This window comes from Pseudomonas agarici, from assembly GCF_900109755.1.
In the GTDB taxonomy this organism is placed as follows: Bacteria; Pseudomonadota; Gammaproteobacteria; order Pseudomonadales; family Pseudomonadaceae; genus Aquipseudomonas; species Aquipseudomonas agarici.
The window spans coordinates 1-18516 of record NZ_FOAR01000001.1 but is presented as its reverse complement, the minus strand read 5'-3'; the positions used below and the strand labels follow the sequence as shown (position 1 = coordinate 18516).

13 protein-coding genes are annotated in these 18516 nt (G+C 58.4%); 8 read left to right on the top strand and 5 right to left on the bottom strand.

What is annotated here, in order from left to right:
• Positions 1-87 precede the first annotated feature (87 nt).
• From BMX68_RS00065 to BMX68_RS00055, 3 genes are all read right to left on the bottom strand, one after another.
• The gene (locus BMX68_RS00065; RefSeq protein WP_017125974.1) at positions 88-684 is read right to left on the bottom strand and encodes a superoxide dismutase; all 597 of its coding nucleotides are present in this window, start codon (positions 682-684) and stop codon (positions 88-90) included.
• 175 nt (positions 685-859) lie between these two features.
• Positions 860-1462 (bottom strand): LysE/ArgO family amino acid transporter, encoded by a 603-nt coding sequence (locus BMX68_RS00060; RefSeq protein WP_017130893.1) that lies wholly within the window; start codon positions 1460-1462, stop codon positions 860-862.
• A 5-nt stretch (positions 1463-1467) separates the two neighbouring features.
• On the bottom strand, positions 1468-1896 hold the full coding sequence (locus tag BMX68_RS00055) for an ACT domain-containing protein (RefSeq protein ID WP_026013058.1): 429 nt from the start codon (positions 1894-1896) through the stop codon (positions 1468-1470).
• 96 nt (positions 1897-1992) lie between these two features.
• On the opposite strand from BMX68_RS00055, the gene BMX68_RS00050 reads away from it, so the two are divergent.
• The 4 genes from BMX68_RS00050 (at position 1993) to BMX68_RS00035 (ending at position 5441) form a co-directional block, all read left to right on the top strand.
• Positions 1993-2886, top strand: coding sequence for a LysR family transcriptional regulator ArgP (locus BMX68_RS00050; protein ID WP_017130895.1), 894 nt, complete (start codon positions 1993-1995; stop codon positions 2884-2886).
• A 52-nt stretch (positions 2887-2938) separates the two neighbouring features.
• Complete coding sequence (locus tag BMX68_RS00045; RefSeq protein ID WP_060782229.1) at positions 2939-3937, top strand: NAD-dependent epimerase/dehydratase family protein; 999 nt, start codon at positions 2939-2941, stop codon at positions 3935-3937.
• A 115-nt stretch (positions 3938-4052) separates the two neighbouring features.
• A complete protein-coding gene (locus BMX68_RS00040) occupies positions 4053-4892 on the top strand; it encodes an ATPase (RefSeq protein WP_017130897.1) in 840 nt (279 codons plus the stop codon).
• A gap of 201 nt (positions 4893-5093) precedes the next feature.
• Positions 5094-5441 carry a hypothetical protein gene (locus tag BMX68_RS00035; RefSeq protein WP_074861757.1) on the top strand — a complete coding sequence of 116 codons (348 nt, stop codon included), beginning with the start codon at positions 5094-5096 and terminating at the stop codon, positions 5439-5441.
• Positions 5442-5498: 57 nt separating this feature from the next.
• Here BMX68_RS00035 and dspII read toward each other — a convergent pair whose 3' ends face one another.
• Positions 5499-6611 carry an enoyl-CoA hydratase/isomerase DspII gene (gene dspII, locus BMX68_RS00030; RefSeq protein ID WP_017130899.1) on the bottom strand — a complete coding sequence of 371 codons (1113 nt, stop codon included), beginning with the start codon at positions 6609-6611 and terminating at the stop codon, positions 5499-5501.
• Between the two features lie 134 nt (positions 6612-6745).
• Here dspII and ung point away from each other — a divergent pair, with 134 nt between their 5' ends.
• The 4 genes from ung to BMX68_RS00010 all read left to right on the top strand — a co-directional run bounded on the left by ung (position 6746) and on the right by BMX68_RS00010 (position 15053).
• On the top strand, positions 6746-7438 hold the full coding sequence (ung, locus tag BMX68_RS00025; protein WP_017130900.1) for a uracil-DNA glycosylase: 693 nt from the start codon (positions 6746-6748) through the stop codon (positions 7436-7438).
• A 697-nt stretch (positions 7439-8135) separates the two neighbouring features.
• Positions 8136-10118, top strand: a complete 1983-nt coding sequence (locus BMX68_RS00020; protein WP_017130901.1) for a hypothetical protein — start codon at positions 8136-8138, stop codon at positions 10116-10118.
• A 495-nt stretch (positions 10119-10613) separates the two neighbouring features.
• The gene (locus BMX68_RS00015) at positions 10614-12497 is read left to right on the top strand and encodes a hypothetical protein (RefSeq protein WP_017130902.1); all 1884 of its coding nucleotides are present in this window, start codon (positions 10614-10616) and stop codon (positions 12495-12497) included.
• A gap of 342 nt (positions 12498-12839) precedes the next feature.
• Complete coding sequence (locus tag BMX68_RS00010; RefSeq protein ID WP_017130903.1) at positions 12840-15053, top strand: autotransporter outer membrane beta-barrel domain-containing protein; 2214 nt, start codon at positions 12840-12842, stop codon at positions 15051-15053.
• Between the two features lie 79 nt (positions 15054-15132).
• Here the strand turns inward: BMX68_RS00010 and BMX68_RS00005 are convergent, their stop codons facing one another.
• Positions 15133-18483 carry a hypothetical protein gene (locus BMX68_RS00005; protein WP_143063212.1) on the bottom strand — a complete coding sequence of 1117 codons (3351 nt, stop codon included), beginning with the start codon at positions 18481-18483 and terminating at the stop codon, positions 15133-15135.
• Positions 18484-18516 lie beyond the last annotated feature (33 nt).

The window sequence follows — 18516 nt, the reverse complement described above, 5'->3', positions numbered from 1 at the left end:
TGGGAGCAAGGGACTATCGGTCATGGGGGGCACGGTGCGGACATAAAAAACCCGGCCTGGCCGGGTTTTTTCTCAAACGATTGAGTCTCAAGCGGTGAAGGTTTTGCCTTCGAACTGCTCGGCGACGAATTTCCAGTTCACCAGGTTCCAGAACGCTTCGACATACTTTGGACGCACGTTGCGGTAGTCGATGTAGTAGGCATGTTCCCAGACGTCGCAGGTCAGCAGCGGAGTGTCGCCGCTGGTCAGCGGGTTGCCGGCGCCAATGGTGCTGGCCAGGGCCAGGGAGCCATCAGCCTTCTTCACCAGCCAGCCCCAACCGGAACCGAAGGTGCCGACGGAAGTCTTGGTGAACTCTTCCTTGAACTTGTCGAACGAGCCGAACGCAGCGTTGATCGCTTCGGCCAATGCGCCAGTAGGTTGGCCGCCAGCGTTTGGCGCCAGGCAGTTCCAGTAGAACGTGTGGTTCCAGACTTGAGCGGCGTTGTTGAAGATGCCACCCGAGGAAGACTTGACGATTTCTTCCAGGGTCTTGCCTTCGAACTCAGTGCCTGGCACCAGGTTGTTCAGGTTCACGACATAGGTGTTGTGGTGCTTGTCGTGGTGGAACTCCAGGGTTTCCTTGGAGATGTGCGGCTGCAGGGCATCGTGTGCATAGGGCAGCGGTGGCAATTCGAAAGCCATGGTTATTCTCCTAATCAGGTCAGTTGCGGTGAGCGCAAGGCCGATCACGGGCGGCCGAACTATGCGCCGGGGAGTCTGTACTCTTTACGGCGCAGGTTCGCGATCATAGCACCGGGGTTGCGGCATAACCACGCAACAACTGTGTGGAATAGAGGTTCCAGAGCTTTTTGGAATATCACGCGGCACCGATCAGTTGTACCGCCACACTGAACATCATGACCGCCACCAGCAGATCGAGAACCCGCCAGGTTGCCGGGCGTGCCAGCCATGGCGCCAGCTTGGCCGCACCCAGGGCCAGGGTGAAAAACCACAGCAGCGAAGCACTGGCGGCACCGACCACGTAGGCGCCAGGCTCGGTCTGCTGAGCGCCGAGGGAACCGATCAGCAGCACGGTGTCGAGGTAGACGTGGGGATTGAGCAAGGTCACCGCCAGGGCGCTGAGCAGCACGGCACGCAGTGAGCGCACCGTCTGGGCCTGCCCCTGGTGCAGGCTTTGCCGCGAGCAGGCGCGGCGCAGGGCCAGGCTGGCGTACCAGAGCAGGAAGGCGACACCGCCCCAGCGAGCAATCGCCAGCAACGTCGGGTTGTGTGCCAGCATCGTGGCGAGGCCGAAGACGCCCGCCGCCACCAGGATCGCGTCGCAGACCACGCACAAGGCCGCGACCGGCACGTGGTGTTCACGGCGCAGGCTCTGGGCCAGGACAAAAGCGTTCTGCGTACCGATGGCCATGATCAGTCCGGCGGCAACCAGTAGGCCATTGACATAACTTTGCCACATGAAGCTTACGCTCCTGATTGTTGACGGATTTGCCGCTCGCTCTGGTGGGCCAGGTCCCGCAATACGGACATGGCGCGTTCGGCGTCGTCGCGGGCGACGAACAGATGGTCGTGGTAGTAACCGGCGATCACGTTGCAACTGATACCGGCCTGGCTTAATGCGCCAGCGAAGGTGGCGGTGAGGCCGACGGCTTCCAGGGCCGAATGCACGTTCAGAGTGATCCAGGCCGCGAGGTAGTCGAAGGGCAGGCCCAGCGCCGCTGCGTCTTCACGCTGGAGAATCACCGTCAGGCCCTCACGCTCGCGAAAGCTGCCGATGGCTTCGCGGCCCTTGAGCAAGGCGGCATCGGCGATGCTGCAGAACACATAGTCGCCATCATTGAGGTGGGGGCTCATGCTGCGCAACAGGATTGCCAGGGAGGTTTCGCCAGCCATGTCACTGTCCTTCATTCAAAGAGTACCGGTGGGCATTCTCCAGAGGGATCCTGTATAAGAGAAATCAATATTAGTGATCGCTCATTAGGAAAACTGATGTTCGACTATAAATTGCTCTCGGCCCTCGCCGCCGTGGTCGAACAGGCCGGTTTCGAGCGGGCGGCGCAGGTGCTGGGCTTGTCCCAGTCGGCGATATCCCAGCGGATCAAGTTGCTGGAGGCGCGGGTTGGCCAGCCGGTTTTGGTGCGGGCCACGCCGCCGACGCCGACCGAGATCGGCCGGCGCCTGCTCAACCATGTGCAACAGGTGCGCTTGCTCGAACGCGACCTGCAAGGCCAGGTCCCGGCGTTGGACGAAGAAGGGCTGCCGGATCGCCTGCGCATTGCCCTGAATGCCGACAGCCTGGCGACCTGGTGGGCCCAGGCGGTGAGCGATTTCTGTGTTCGCCATCATGTGTTGTTGGATCTGGTAGTTGAGGACCAGACCGTCGGCCTCAAGCGCATGCGTGCCGGTGAAGTAGCGGCTTGCGTCTGTGCCAGCGAGCGCCCGATTGCTGGCGCTCGCAGCCTGCTGCTCGGGGCCATGCGCTATCGGGCACTGGCGACGCCGGCATTTATCGCCCGGCATTTCCCTGACGGAGTCGATGCCCGTTCGCTGGCGCAGTCACCGGCACTGGTGTTCGGTCCGGACGACCTGCTGCAACATCGCTACCTCGCCGCGTTGGGCGTGGAGGGTGGTTTCGAGCACCATCTGTGTCCCTCCGCCGAAGGTTTTCTGCGGCTGAACGAAGCCGGGCTGGGCTGGGGCCTGGTTCCCGAATTGCAGGTGCGCGAGCAGTCGGCGCGGCGCCAATTGGTGGAGTTGATTCCAGATAAGCCGGTCGACGTGCCGTTGTACTGGCATCATTGGCGCAACGGCGGTCAATTGCTGGCGCGGTTGACCGAGCATCTGGCGCGCTCGGCGGCGCAATGGCTGGTGCCTCTGGCGTGACGGGCAGCGTTTAAGTAACAGGCAAGACGAATCAAGGTATTTGGAGCACGACATGAAAATTTTGGTCACCGGCGCGAGCGGCTTTATTGGCGGGCGCTTTGCGCGTTGCGCCCTGGAGCAGGGCTATGACGTGCGGGTCAATGGCCGTCGGGCCGAAAGCGTCGAGCATCTGGTACGCCGTGGTGCCGAGTTTGTCCAGGGCGACCTGACGGACCCGCAGCTTGTGCGCAATCTGTGCCGCGATGTCGAAGCCGTGGTGCATTGCGCCGGTGCCGTCGGCCTGTGGGGCCGCTACCAGGACTTTCACCGGGGCAATGTGCTGGTTACCGAAAACGTCGTCGAAGCCTGCCTTAAGGAGCGGGTGCGGCGCCTGGTCCACTTGTCCTCGCCCTCGGTCTACTTCGATGGTCGCTCGCACTTGGAGTTGACCGAGGAACAGGTGCCCAAGCGCTTCAGTCACCCCTACGCCGCCACCAAGTTTCTCGCCGAGCAGAAGGTCTTCGGCGCTCAGGAGTTCGGCTTGGAGGTTCTTGCCCTGCGTCCGCGTCTGGTCACCGGGGCTGGCGACATGAGCGTCTTCCCGCGCCTGCTGAGGATACAGCGCAAGGGGCGCCTGGCGATTGTCGGCAATGGCTTGAACAGGGTCGATTTCACCAGTGTGCAGAACCTCAACGAAGCATTGCTGAGTTGCCTGCAAGTAGGGGGCTCGGCCCTGGGCAAGGTCTATAACATCAGCAACGGCGCGCCGGTGCCGTTTTGGGACGTGGTGAACTACGTGATGCGGCAGATGCAGGTGCCGCAAGTCATGCGTTACCGCTCCTTTGGCTTGGCCTACAGCGTCGCGGCGTTGAACGAGGCTGTTTGCGGGTTGTGGCCCGGGCGCCCGGAGCCGACCCTGTCACGACTCGGGATGCAGGTCATGAACAAAGATTTCACCTTGGACATCAGTCGCGCACGGCATTATCTAGGGTATGAGCCCAAGGTCAGCCTGTGGGCGGCGCTGGATGAGTTCTGCCATTGGTGGCAGGCCCAGGAACCGGCGACCCGGTGAAACATTCAGTGACCAGGGTTGAACCCTGCGCCGGGTTCAGAGTCGATCAGCGCGGTGGGTAACGGGTTTATACTCGGTATATTTCGCCATCAATGTGGTCCGCAAAGGTTCTTTCATGCGTAACGATGCCAACGACGATTTCGACGATGTACCGAGCCTGCGCGCCGACGTGGGCGATGAGGATGATTTTCCGGTGACGCCGGCTGCCCGTGAGCGCACGAGAGTCGCTTCGCGCAGCGCCCCGGTGGCCAAGATCAAGGGACCGGGCACCGGTCCGTTGTGGGCGCTGGTGGGGGCGCTGTTCTTCGCCTTTGCCGGGCTGGCCTGGTGGAGCTTCCAGCAGATCTCGCTGATGGAGCAGCAGCTGGTTGCCACCCAGGAGAGTTTTGCGCGGATCAGCGAGGACGCGGCGGGGCGCCTGCAGGCAATTTCCGGCAAGGTGGTGGCCACTGAATCCAACGTCAATAGCGACAGCGAAGCGTTGAAGCTGCAGGTCAAACAACTGGAAGGCAAGTTGCTGGAACAGGGCAAGCAACAGCAAGGTGTCGCCGGTCAGCAGACCGGACTGGAGCAGCGCCTGCAACAGATGAGCGCGCAAACCAGTGAGCTGCAGAGTGCCAATGGCCAGTTGCAGGCCCAGGTCAAGAGCCTGACGAGCGACCTGGCGACGCTGAAGGCCGCTCAGGCGGATGCCGGCAAGCTCGATGCCGAGCTCAAGGGCCATGCCGCCGATATTGCCGCGTTGAAGAAACAGGGCAACCCGAGCGTCGCCCTGGAGCGTCTGGAGCAGGATATGATCGTGCTCAAGAGCGAACAGGACAGCCGCCGGAGCGCGGGCGGTCAGAGCGCCAGCACCGCGGAGTTCGACGCCTTCCGTGGTCAGGTCACGCGCAATATCAACACCCTGCAAAGCCAGATCCAGAACCTGCAACAGCAACTCAATGCACGGCCCTGAGTCCCGGCCCTGATCGTTCCCACGCGCCAGCCTGGGAGCGATCCGTCAACCCTGCTCTCTCTTAAAAAGCATGTTTCAAAATATTGCTTAAACGGCACTTCATGCCGATTTCAAAGTCTTAAATGACGTGCGTGGATGGGTTTGTCGACGCATGCTTACCAGCGTCGCTGGTGTAGCTTCTTCGCGGTCCAGGAGGCCGCCATGTACCCTCGACTTCTGCTCACGGCAAGCTTGGCTTTGACTCTTTGCGCGTGTGTGCCTTATTACGATGGCGGTGCGAACTACTACCGTTCCGAGGTCTACACAGTGCCCGCCCCGGTTTACTACGGCGGCGGTTCCTACTACCGTCGAGACTACTACTACGCGCCACAACCGCGCTATTACTCGCCGCGGCCTCGCTATTACGCCGCACCGCGTTATTACACACCGGCGCCACGGGGCTATTCGAACGGCTATCCGAACCATGGCTGGGGCCAGCCTTACCGATACGGCGGGGGCGATCATGGTGGCAACGGCAGATACGGACACGGCGCGGGCCGTGGGCACTAGTATTGTGGCGAGGCAGAACTTCAGCATACAACTTCACTCCATCACCTCGACCATCCTTCAGTAATCCGACAGGTCCGCCAACGGATGCCGCCCCTCCCAGACCTTGTGGAAATGTGCCTCGACCACCGTCCGTGGCACCGCCGTCACATCCGGCCAATGCCAACGCGGTCGTTGATCCTTGTCGATCAAGCGGGCCCGCACGCCCTCACTGAATTCCGGGTGGCGGCAGCAGTTCAGGCTCAGGGTGTATTCCATCTGGAACACCTGAGCCAATGACAGGTGCCGTGCCCGAGCGATCTGTTCCCACACCAGGTGAGCCGTCAACGGGCAGCCGCCCTTCAGGTTTTTCGCCGCCATGGCCATGAGTTCGTCGGCATCCTCGCTGTGCTGGACCAGCGTTCGCCAGGCACAGGCCACATCGCTGACATCCAGCAGCGCATCGATCCGCTCCCGGCGTGGCAGCCACTGTGCCGCCGGGCTCTGCTCGCGAGCCTGATGTTCCAGCGCCTTGAGCAGGCTGTTGAGCTGCCTGGCCGTCTGTTCCTGCCAGTTGAGCCGGAGCAGGCCATTGATCAAGTCTTCTTGCTGATCGTCGCGCAGCAGGCGGTCGGCCAACCCGAGGTCCACTGCATCGCGTGCATTCATTCGCGCCCCGGTCAGGCCGAGGAACAACCCCAACTTGCCCGGAAGGCGAGAGAGGAACCAACTGCCGCCGACATCCGGGTACAGGCCGATGCCGATTTCCGGCATCGCCAGTTGGCTGCTGGGTGTCACGATGCGGATACTGGCACCTTGTAACAAGCCCAGGCCACCACCGAGCACATAGCCATGACCCCAACAGATCAGCGGCTTAGGATAGGTGTGCAGGCGATAGTCAAGGCGGTATTCCGCAGCAAAAAACGCCGCCGCCAGCGCTGGCACCTCGCCCGGTCGGGCGCGGCATTCCTGCGCCAGGCTACGGACCTCACCACCGGCGCAAAAGGCCTTGGCGCCGTTGCCGCGCAACAGCACGCCGGCGATCTGTAGATCCTTGGCCCAGGCATCGAGCCGTTCATCAAGGGCCGCGATCATCGGCAGCGAGAGGGCGTTGAGCGTGTGTGGGGCATTCAGGCTGGCGACGCCGATCCGCGCGCCATCGGTGCCGATGAGTTCTTCGAAGTGCAGATTCATTGCGACCTCAAACTGCGGGTTGAATGCTCAGTATGATCCTTGTGTGGGAAACTGCCGGTAATGCGTCGGATCAATTGACAAGCGTGATCGGCTTTCCTAGTGTCCGCCCCATGGCTCACTCAGGACAGGACCTCATGACCGACGACGACCGCATCAAACTCGAACCGAGCTGGAAACGCGCCTTGCGTGATGAGTTCGACAAGCCCTACATGGCCGAGTTGCGTGAGTTCCTGCGCCTGGAACATGCTGCCGGCAAGCAGATCTATCCGCCGGGGCCGCTGATCTTCAATGCGCTGAACGCCACCCCGCTGGACCAGGTGAAAGTGGTGATCCTCGGCCAGGACCCGTATCACGGTCCCGGTCAGGCTCATGGCCTGTGCTTCTCGGTGCAACCCGGGGTGCCGGCGCCGCCGTCGCTGGTCAATATCTACAAGGAATTGCAACGCGACCTGAACATCGATATCGCCAACCACGGCTACCTGCAAAGCTGGGCCGAGCAGGGCGTGCTGCTGCTCAACACCACCATGACCGTGGAACGCGGCAATGCCGCCTCGCATGCTAACCGGGGCTGGCAATTCTTCACCGATCGCATCATCGAAGTGGTCAGCGAGCGCCAGGACAAACTGGTATTCCTGCTATGGGGTGCCCATGCCCAGGGCAAGCAGAAGCTGATCGACGCCACCAAGCATCTGGTGCTCAAGTCGGTGCATCCCTCGCCGCTGTCGGCGTATCGTGGGTTTATCGGTTGCGGGCATTTCAGCCGGACCAACAAGTTCCTCGAGCAGAATGGCCTGGCGCCGATCGAGTGGGCGTTGCCGCCGCTCTGACAACTGCCTCGATCCTTGTGTACAAGGGGGTTGCCAGCGATGAGAACCTCAAAAACGCCAAAAACCTTCGCAGACAAACCGTAGATCCGCAGGCCTGTATTTCAGAGGTAAGCACTGACCCATCATTCTTAACAGTATCCGCCCCAGGGCTTTACGCATTAGATGTTTGCCACGGCCTTGTCGGTTGATCATGTCAGAAATGACAGTAGCGCCGAGCGTAGCCACGATCTGCGATAAACAACCGAGAAGGAGTGGGAAGTTCGGCCTGTCCCGCCGCTCCGGTTAACTTGTGACCCGGTTTTCGACAATCAAGCCATTGCCGCGCGGGAATTAGTTTGCATTGTTCGTCACCACTGCCACCACCAGCCCGGCGCTTCTGGCGTGCGTGGCGATATGCAAGTCATTCACGCCAATGGTAATGCCTTTTTTCCTCAAATCGCAGCGAATGGAGCCCTAGTGACAGGGGCTTTTTTGTCGTAATGCAGCACATCAAGCCAAAAAACTGCCAGGCAATCCCCGATCAACGGCATCTGGCGGCTTCGCTTTTCAGACGTAAGGCCCCGCGACCTGTCATTTCTGACAGTATCCGCTCCAGGGCTTTGCGCATTAAATGTTCTCCACGGCCTTGTCGGTTGGTCATGCCCCAACCCGGTGGTCAGCGGCCGCTTCGTTGGTCAACCTCGCAAGGAGAACAGACATGCCTGAAGCCAAGTCAGCAGCCACTGGGTTTCCCTCTCGAAACGAAGAAACCCCGAAGGCGCTCAAGGAACCTCATGTCCCCGATGCACTGCCGCTGCTAGCGGACGAGAGCGCCTACGTGATCCCCCGTTCAGCTCAATCCCAGGACTTACGGGTAGAAGTCGTTGAGCTGTGGGGTGGATCGGGGACGCTGGACCCCGGAGAAATTACAACGGTCGAGTTTTATTGGGACGATGAGGCCAAGCCGGTTGACACGCGCACCGTGATGGCCCCTTATGGAAGCGAAATCATTCCCTTTTTCGGATTTATCCCCGCTCTCAAACTGGGCGTTTCAGGCCCACATCAGGTGCGCTATGTGGTCGAACTGGTATCGGGAAACCCGACGGAGCTTTCGCATCCGATCAGTGTGAATATCGATAAGGAAGGGCCCAATCAGGCGCAACCGTGGGTGAAACTGAAGTTCCCGGCGGAGGTGGAGAGAGATGGGGTCACCGATGCCTATCTGGCGGTCAATGGTGATCGCGTGGTCGCCACCGTGGAGCACTGGTCCGACATACGTCTTGAGGATGTGGTCGAAGCCTATTGGGAGCGTTTACCCTTTCGAGATCTCGATCCGGTGGCTAGCGTTGAAATCGAGCAAATGCACAAGGACGGCGCGCCTGTCGAGCTGATCTTCGAGGGTGAGGATATTCGTCGCAACGGCAACGGTGAATTCACAGCCTACTACCATCTGATCGACAGGGCTGGAAATACCGGCTTGCGCTCTGATCGTGCCTTGGTTCGGGTCAACCTGACGGCTTCTCCCATAACATTGCCCGCTCCCCGGGTGCCACAAGCAGACGACGGGCTGGTTGACTTGGAGGACGCCCGTTCCCCAGGTGGCGTTTATATGCTCATCGACCGAGTCCTCGATCTCGAGGATGGAGATGTCATCAGCCCGTTCTGGAATATGATTCCTCTGCCCGTGATCGTGTTCGACGCCTCCCTGACCTGGCCGCAAAGGGTCGCTATCGATTGGAGCATTTTGTCCGCTGGAGGCTTCGAAGTCACGCCGGGTACCGTTCTGGCCCGTTATACCTGGCGCCGGGGTATCGGCACCGCAAGGCCTTCCGATCCACGCTTCGTACCGGTTGACCTGACCGTCGCTGGTCCGGTCAATCCGGGCAACCCTGATCCGATCAATAATCGGCTCGAACAGGTGACGATCAAGGGGGTAACCGGCGATAACATCATTACCGGCGCCGATGCCGGCAGGCCCGTTCGAGCTGTCGTGCCCTTGTATGCAGATCCCCGTCCGGGTCAGGAACTCGAATTGATGTGGGCCGCGCATCCTACGCCGGTGGATACCCACACCGTACAGACCGGCGAGAGAGAAGGAGATGAAGTGGAGTTTTTCATCCCCTGGGCTATCGTCGAACCTGTCGGCAACGCCGTGGTGCAGGCCTACTACTGGACATTCAATGGGGTGAACCGGCAACGCGCGCCTGACACACCGATCAACGTCAATGTGATCCCCATCATCGGATTGGCGCGCCCTGAGTTTCCGGATGTTACTTATGACGGGGGACCTAGCTCGGGGTTTATCAACTGTTCGCATCTGCCCTGGCTTGGGGTTCGGGTGAGAATACCGGGTGACCCCGTGCGGTTGGCGATGGGCGATAAAATAGAACTGTCCTGGGTCGGCCATGCCGGTGCCACCAACAACGCACCGGTCATCCCGGAAACGGTGGAGGTGTTCCCGCATACATTGACAGCGGAAGAGGCCCTCAATGGTTATATTTTCGTAGTGCCGTTCGATCCTTACGTCAAACTTCCCGGGTTGATCAAGCCTGCGGAAGGGTCGGACAGCCCGAGGAATGGCTGTGCGGTTGTAGGTTACAGGTTGATCAAGGCGCAGGGTGGGGTGGGCAAATCGGGGGAGAGATTGCTACCTATCAGTCTGATTCGCGTCAACCAGCCTCCGTGCCTTGGCGAAGACTGAATCGTCCGGCTTGTGGCGATCTGTCTATCAGAAGGGCCATGGCCCTTCTGATCCTTTTGTTGCACTCAATAAATGAACCCCTTCATATAGGTCTGATAGCTTCAATTCAACATACCCGACGTTCGGTTGAACTCTTTCTTGAGACTGCTGAATACCTCCAAATTCTTTAGAGTGATTTGGAGCAGGGCGGTGGTTGTTTGCTACCCAGTGTTATGACACAAGGTGTTTTTTCTAGCAGGTTGAAAAAAATATACAACATTTGGCTGATGCACATTTTCGGCTTTTTGGCACCTGTCAACACTGACAGTTTCGCCAACAACCGGATGTTTGTTTAATGGTTTTGACTTCAACGCAAGCCGACCGATTTCTTTCCCGATTCGTCTACGGCGCGTTGTTGGGTGGAAGTACCTTTCTTTCATCACGACATCCTTTGGGCGTTCGCCCATGGTTTTGTTCAGCCCGGGATTTGTCCGCTTTTGTAAGGAGCTTGCAAACATGTCAACGCAAAAGATTACTTCTATTAATAATGGTCTGTTAGACAACGATCCTCCCGCAGCGGCGCCGATTCCGACCAATACTCTGGAGGACATCGTCGGCGACAGTCAGACTAACGTAGTCCCCGTTGAGGCCCAAGTGAATGGGGTTGATTTTGATATTCCGTTGTGGATGCATGCGTCGGACCAACTTGGGGAGGTGGACACGGTCATCGCCTACATCGGAACTCGACCGGTTGGTATTTTCGACTTTCCAGGCCCTATCACGGACGACCCTGTGTCAATCACCGTCCAATCTTCTTTGCTCCAGCAGCATGGAGAAAAAGAAATCAGGTATATCGTTACGCTGAACGGTGAAAACCCTGCGGAATCTGATCCTGTTACTATTTTTGTAGACACTGTGGACCCCAATCTCAACAATCAGCCGAGGGCGATCGAACTGCCTGCGGATTTGCCAGGAAATACCCTCACGCCCGAGTACCTGAGTAGTCATGGCAACGGTATTACGCTAACTATCCCGCGTCCTGTAGACAGCAGGCCCGGCGACACCTGGCAAATACGTTGGGGCACAAGCCCTACAGCGACCCTGGATGGCCTCGTCCCTGATATTGGACCGATTAACGTCTTCGTATCGTCCCTGATCATCACGAACCGTGGAGAAGGTGACAAGGCGATTACCTATGAGATCGCGGACCGGGCCGGCAACTTTACCCAGACCTCGTTTCCGACGACAGTCAATGTTCAACTCAGTAACCCGCCTACTGGGCTGCAGCCTCCGGTTGTCGTAGGGGCACCGTTGATCAATAAGGAAATGGCACGCAATGGCGTGGTGGTGGAAGTGCCGACCTTCACCGATTACCTGCAAAATGATGTGGTCTACTGCTACTGGCACGGTACATACATCGGTGATCAACGACTTGGACTGGCACCTTTATTTCCCTTGTCATTCATCGCCGATTACAACGTGGTGGCGGCACCGGGTAATGAGTACGACGCAAACGTGACGTACATTGTCAGGCGTGGTGATGGCGATTACGGCGCTCCACCAGCTTCAGTGGAAGTCAATTTGACAGAGCCGGGTGTGGTCAACCCTGGACCGGGTCCAGAGGACCCAATCCTTGAGCTCCCTCTGGTAAAAGGCACTTCGCAAATGGATAACGTCCTGATCCCGAGCGATCGGGGGGACGACGCCCACGCGACTTTTACCATCTATCCAGGCTCTCTGGCGGGCGAGACCATTGAGCTGTATTACGGTACGGCGCCGGGCGTATTGACAGATAGCTACACGGTACAGGGAGACGAGGATCCCGACTTTGAAGTGAGGTTGACTATTCCGTGGAGCACTATTGACTTGTATGGCAATGGCCAGATTCCTGTCTATTACAAGATTAGTAATGCAAACAACTACAAACATTCTCCGTCAGAAACTGTCAGTGTCCGTGTTTTTGTTTTGGAAGGATTGCAGGATCCTGTTTTCGAAAAAGTAAATGCCAACGACACTATTCTGTGTGCCCATGAACCATGGCTGGGAGTTCCCATCAGAATTTTCGACAGCAGCACGTTGGAACCTGGTGATATTGTCGTTGTTCATGCGGTCAGATATACCTTCAACCCCATTGCATTGGTACCCGGAAGCCAAGTGGACTCTTCTGAATATGAGGTGAGGCTCAATGACGTCCAGGATGGTTTTACTCGTGAGCTGAATTTGCCCTATTTCGGCATGTATACCGAGACGGGAGGTCGGGGTTATGTCGGTATTACCTGGAGCCTTTTCAGGCCATCGAGCGAGGATCGGGGGACTTCCGATGAGGTGCGTGCCAGGTGGGATGTGCGCAGCGGCGCCGTGTCTGGGACTTGTGTGCCGGGTGCCACACGAGGCCACTAGCGGGTTTGAAATACGTTGACTCAGCATCCGGGTAGCGTGCTACCTGGATGTTTTTTTATATTGCACGTCGACATCTTCCGATTGAACCTGTAAGTCAACGTAGCGGTTACGCAGAGAATGTGTGTTTTGATTATTTTTTATAATACTTTTACTACTTATAATGGAGAAAAATCCTACATAGGTAAGTTAAGTCGGTATGTAGTCTGAACGGCCTTGAAAACGGAGACCTATTCGATACGGGGATCCGGGTTCTAACTGGAACTTTTCTGAGAGCCGCATGACATGAGTAATATCAAAACACCACGTTTTCATCACACACGATTATTTACAGCTATCAAATTGATGGCTATCGCACCTTTGTACTTTCTTGGCGGACAAGCTTTCGCTGCCACTGAAATCGATGGCAAAACCTTTAATGTCACCTCCTCTACTCTGTCGGACAGCTATATCCTGAGGAACGGTGCGACCTTGAATGTTCATGCCGGTGGCCGGACCAATGATATTCGGGCAATGGCAGGCTCCACCCTGAACATGGACGGTGGCCGGGTACGCTCTACTGCTGCAACGGTAGCCGTAAGTCTGGCCAACAGCCATGGCACGATTTCCAACTCTAATATCAGCAGCACCATGGCCGGTGGCCTGGACGTGGTACGTAACCCTGCGACCACTACTGGCTCCGAAGCCGTGGTCAACAACAGTACGATCACCGGTGCGACCTACGGTGCGAACGTTACACAATTCAGTACCTTGTTGCTGAACAACTCCGCCGTGACCGGTGAGAGCCGTGAAGGCCTGATCTTGCGTGGCGGTGAAGCCACGGCTGTTGGCAGCCTGATCACCGGTGCCACCAACGGTGTGCTCATGACCCGTGACAGTAATTCTCCGAGCGGTACGCAGCCTGAGCTGACCCTGGATAACAGTCATGTAATCGGCCAGGCCGGACCGGCGATTCTGCTCGACACCCTGATCACTGGCGAAATTGACGTGCGCAACGGCTCGACCCTGGTGGGCAGTAACGGCAACATGGTGGAATTGGCCAACGGTGCCAACGCCAATATGCGCGTCAGCAACAGCGCCCTGACCGGCAATATCCAGGTCGGCAACGCCAGCACCCTGGACCTGAGCCTGGACGGCGCTTCCATGACCGGCGATGTGGTCAAGGATGCCGGTGGCACCGCCCACGTGGCCTTGAACAACGGTTCGGTCCTCACCGGTCGCCTGGACAATGTCGATACCCTGGCGCTCAACAGTGATGCCACCTGGGTGATGACCGACCACCAGAGCATCGGTGACCTGAACATGGCCGGCGGTAACGTCAAGTTCGGCGACCCCGGTGCGTTCTATCAACTGGACGTGGAAAACCTGGCGGGCAACGGTACCTTTATCATGACCGCCGACTTCGCCCACCTGCAGAGTGATTTCCTCAACGTTACCGGCACCTCCGAGGGCGAGCACAAACTGTTGATCAGCAGCAGCGGTGCCGATCCGCTGTCCGAGGACCGCTTGCATGTCGTGCGCACCGCCGATGGCGGCGCGACCTTCAGCCTGTTGGGCGACCGCGTGGACGTCGGGACCTACTCCTACAGCCTGATCGCCGATGACGATGGCAAGGACTGGCACCTGGACCCGTCCACCAAAGTCATCAGCCCCGGCACCCGTTCGGTGCTGGCCCTGGCCAATGTCGCGCCGACCGTGATGTACGGCGAGCTGACCTCCCTGCGTTCGCGCATGGGTGAACTGCGCTTCAACGGCGGCCAGAGCGGTGGCTGGATGCGCACCTATGGCAACAAGCACAAGGTCGATGCTGGCAAGGGCGGCGCCTATGACCAGGTTCAGCAGGGCCTTTCCCTCGGTGCGGACGGGCGTCTGCCGGTGGGTGACGGGCAATGGCTGGCCGGTGTAATGGCAGGCTACAGCAAATCCGACTTGAGCCTGGGCCGTGGTACCCATGGCACGGTGCACAGTACCTACATCGGTGGATATACCACTTGGCTGGATGAGCAGAGCGGTTACTACTTCGACGGTGTGGCCAAGCTCAACAGCTTCCACAACAAGGCCTCGGTGGCGCTCAGCGACGGCCAGAAGGCCAAGGGCAACTACAAGGATCTGGGTGCCAGTGTTTCCGGAGAGTTCGGCAAGCACATCAAGCTGGACAACGACTACTTCGTCGAGCCGGCGGTACAGGTCACGGCGATGGCGATAGGAGCCAAGGACTACAAGCTGGACAACGGCCTGAAGGCGGAAAACGGTCGCACCTTGTCGTTGCTCGGTAAGGTTGGGGTGACGGGCGGGCGCAACTTCGACATGGGTGAAGGTCGCGTGGCTCAGCCTTACCTGCGCACGGCGTTCGTGCAGGAGTTCGCCAAGAACAACAAGGTGCAGGTCAACGACAACACGTTCCACAACGACCTGTCGGGTTCGCGGGTGGAGATCGGTACTGGTGTGGCGATGTCGTTGAGCGAGAAATGGCAAGTGCATGCAGACCTGGACTTCAGCAAGGGCGAGAAGATTGACCAGCCCTGGGGTGCCAATGTCGGGATCCGCTATAGCTGGTAAGCGATCCGTGTAAACCAAAAGAGGAAGCCTTGGCTTCCTCTTTTGGTTTTCTGTGTCCCGTCCTGAATAAGACAAAGAACTATGGCGCACTAAAGGTAATGCTGTTGGTTAATACGAAGCTGTTATACAAAAGTCTGTTTGTCCCCATAAAAGATTCGAGGAGTGTTCCAGCCGAAATTGTACCTGTGGTCACAGTTCCTACTTTTACAAACTCCAACGTTGCCATGTTGCCAATGACGTTGTAAAAAGTAGAGCCTGCGGCAAGAAGTCTTGGGCCTACGATCTGCGCGGGCCTATCACTTAGAGTGTATCGATACCAGATTCCAGGTACGTTGGTCGGATTTAAATTTGATGAGGGGGCAGGTTCGCTTCCGATTCGATTGATAAAATAGTGATGCATCGCTTTTGAGTCGGCTTCACGTATTCTGGTGACTCTATCCGTGCTATTCGCATGGGTGGTTAGCAGCACCGTATAGTCTGGGGTAGCGGGGAGTGTAATGATGAGCGTTAAGGGAGCCGTCAGCCGATAGCTATGAGGGGATGTGCCGTCAAGATAGGTGGCACGACCGGTCAGTGCGGTATTAACAATGGAAATGCTCCGCGTCGGCGATGGTGGCATTTCCTCGATTGCGCCCTTCGGTAGCACACGGTAGTAGATCCTTACCGTTCGATTATGGTTGGGCGTAATGACGGTACTGCTGACCGAGAATGTCTGGCGCCCCAGTGTCGTGACTGTTTTGGTTTGTGTTGTGGAGCCTGCTCCAACCGTACCTTCCCAGACCATTGTGATCTGGTCCTGTAGTTGCATACCCAGGTAATCAACTTCGATGGTGACGCTCGTGACGGGTTTTACCAGGTTGAGAGTGTCATTAAGTAAGTCCGACTCTCGCATGGCCGGCGCCGTCAGGGTGCGCGGGTTGTTTTCCACCCTCAATCCGTGCGCCGGGAACGTCAGCGCATTGGCCTCGACGCTGCTGCGATCAAACGTCGCCTTGAACGTCGCCGACAGGGAAGTTCCATGGCCCAATCCACTCAGGTAGCTGGCCGGTACCGATATCTCCGCATGGCCGTCGCTGACCCACGTCGATGAAACCGTGGCGGCTTCCCACAGGGTGTGATTGTGCGGCGCGTTGTTGGCGTTCAGTCCCTCCAGCCGCAGCCAGACTTTTTGTCCTGCGGCAATCAACGGCCAGGAGAGCAGGCGCATTTTTATGGTCTTGCTGACATCAAGCGTATCGCCGGTCACCTCGACATTGTCTGCGTAGAATTTGGGCATTGGCAGACTGGTCTGCGGGATTTCCTGCACCCAGAGGTTCAGTTCATCCGAAGGTTGGGTCGCCCCGGCTTGGGTCACCTCATAGCTGACTTCCACCATTTTACCGATATTGGTCCCTACGGCGGTGGCGCCCGACAGAGTGAAGTCGACGTATCCGAGGGTTGCATTTCCCGGTTTGGAGCCGATGGCCGGGCTGCCGATACCGGCGACGCCTTTCCAATAAGGTTGGATATTGTCCGAATTGCTCATGCCCTCGTAACGCACCCTGACCGTGACGGCGGTCTGCGCGTTGATCGGGTTGAGCTGATTGCCGCCCGGTTCGGTGGTTTCCAGTACTTCGGGTTTTTCCAGGACCAGGTTGGCTCCTACCCTGATGGGGTAGACATGAGAGTAACGCACCGGCTCGCGCCCGCGTTCGACGATATAAAAGGCCTTGACCGAGCCGCCTTTGTTGGCATCGACATATTCGCGTTCGATCGGAAACGGAATATCGCTGTTGAGCCAGGCGCTGGTGACCTCGAATTTGTGGTGAATGAAGCTGCCACCGGGTTTGCTGCCTTGCCAGTACACGCTGAGCAGATCGCCTTCCTCCAGATCAGCGGCCCTGGGTACTACCACCGTGGCGCCACGAATCGAGGCCTCCGGGTCCAGCACGCCACCAGGGGCCTCGGGGACGTTCGGGGCCGGCAGGGTCGCGGCGGCTTCACCGACACTGAGCAGGGTATGAAAGGATTCGCGCTCGCCTTCGGCATTGGTTATCAGATAGTGCAGTTCCAGCTTGCCGCCGTTGAGTCCGGCAATATCCAGGTCCAGGTCATGCTGCAAATAGAAGAGCACCGGAGCGTTGCTGCTGCCGGCCATCTTGAAGAAGTGCCAGAACTCCAGATCGCCGTTAGCTCGCGTGCCGAGTAGGTACAGGTCGACGCGATCACTGGATTGCTGGCCCAGATAGGGGCTGATTTCCACGGTGGCTACTGGAGACGCGGGATCGAGGAAGTCGCCGACTGCTTCGAGCAGCAGGGGTCGGGCCAGGCGGCTGAGGGTACTGCCGATGATGACGAGACGAGTCACTTCCGAGGGTTGCGGCTCGCTGCCAGCACGAATCCGTTCGTAGCTGAGGACCGCCGTGCCGCCGACCAATTCGCGCAGGATCTCGTTGCGCAGGGGCAGTTCGATATTTCTGCGGGTGTCGGCGTCGTTGAGCGAATAGTCAATGGTTTCACGGATGATGGCGCCTTGCGCAGTACGTCCCTCCAGAACGACATGCACGGCATCTCCGTTCAGATAGCCCTGGTGGATGGTGGTGATGACGAGGGTGGCATCGTCGTCCTCGCCGATGAGGTCGTAATCCACGGTATCGAATTCTGCACCGAACTCCGCTGATTCCTCGATATAGGCGTAAGCCAGACGAGGTCGGCTGTCATTGCCGATATTGACCTTGAGCACCACCTGTGGCGACCACTTCACCGAGTAGTTGCCGCACTGGTCGATGACCTCGTATTCGAGCACCTTCTGGCCGTCGCCGACCTTGAGCCAGGTTTCGTAGTAGATGGTGATGGTCAGCGGTAATCGGTTGTTGGCCTCGTCCCAGGTGACAGTGTGCACCGGTGTGACCAAGACGCCGCCGATAAACAGGCGGATCTTGTCGTACTCGGCCATTCGCCAGCTATGGGGCGTGGAGTCATCCAGTGGGTAGGGTTTGATGGTGATCGGCACGCCGTGTTCGGCGGTGTCTTTGTCGACCCCGAAGTCGATGACGAATGGCGGCGGTTCCGGTGGGGCCAGTTCTTCGTGCCAGGGCGTGCTGGGGATGGGATCGTAGGGCCCGGCGGGCGGGATGGTATCGACCAGCAGGCTTTTGTGCAGGGTTTCTTCGCTGTTGCCGCCGGTATAGCGGGTGAGGCGAAAGAACACCGGCTGGATCACGCCGTCGGGCAGGCGGGCACGAGGGATGAACAGGGGAATTTTCTCGTCTTTGTCCGCTTGGTCCTGGGTCACGGAGGTGACGGCCACTGGATCGTCGGCATTGCCGCAGAACAATTCGACAAAGTCGCCCTCCGCCTGCGACAGATAGGGGTGCAGGTAACACAGCAGGCCGTCGAGATAGTAGGTGTCGAGGGCGGCCTTGTTGACACCGATATCGGCGCCGATCACTGGGCGCTGGCCATAGACCTCGATCACCAGGTC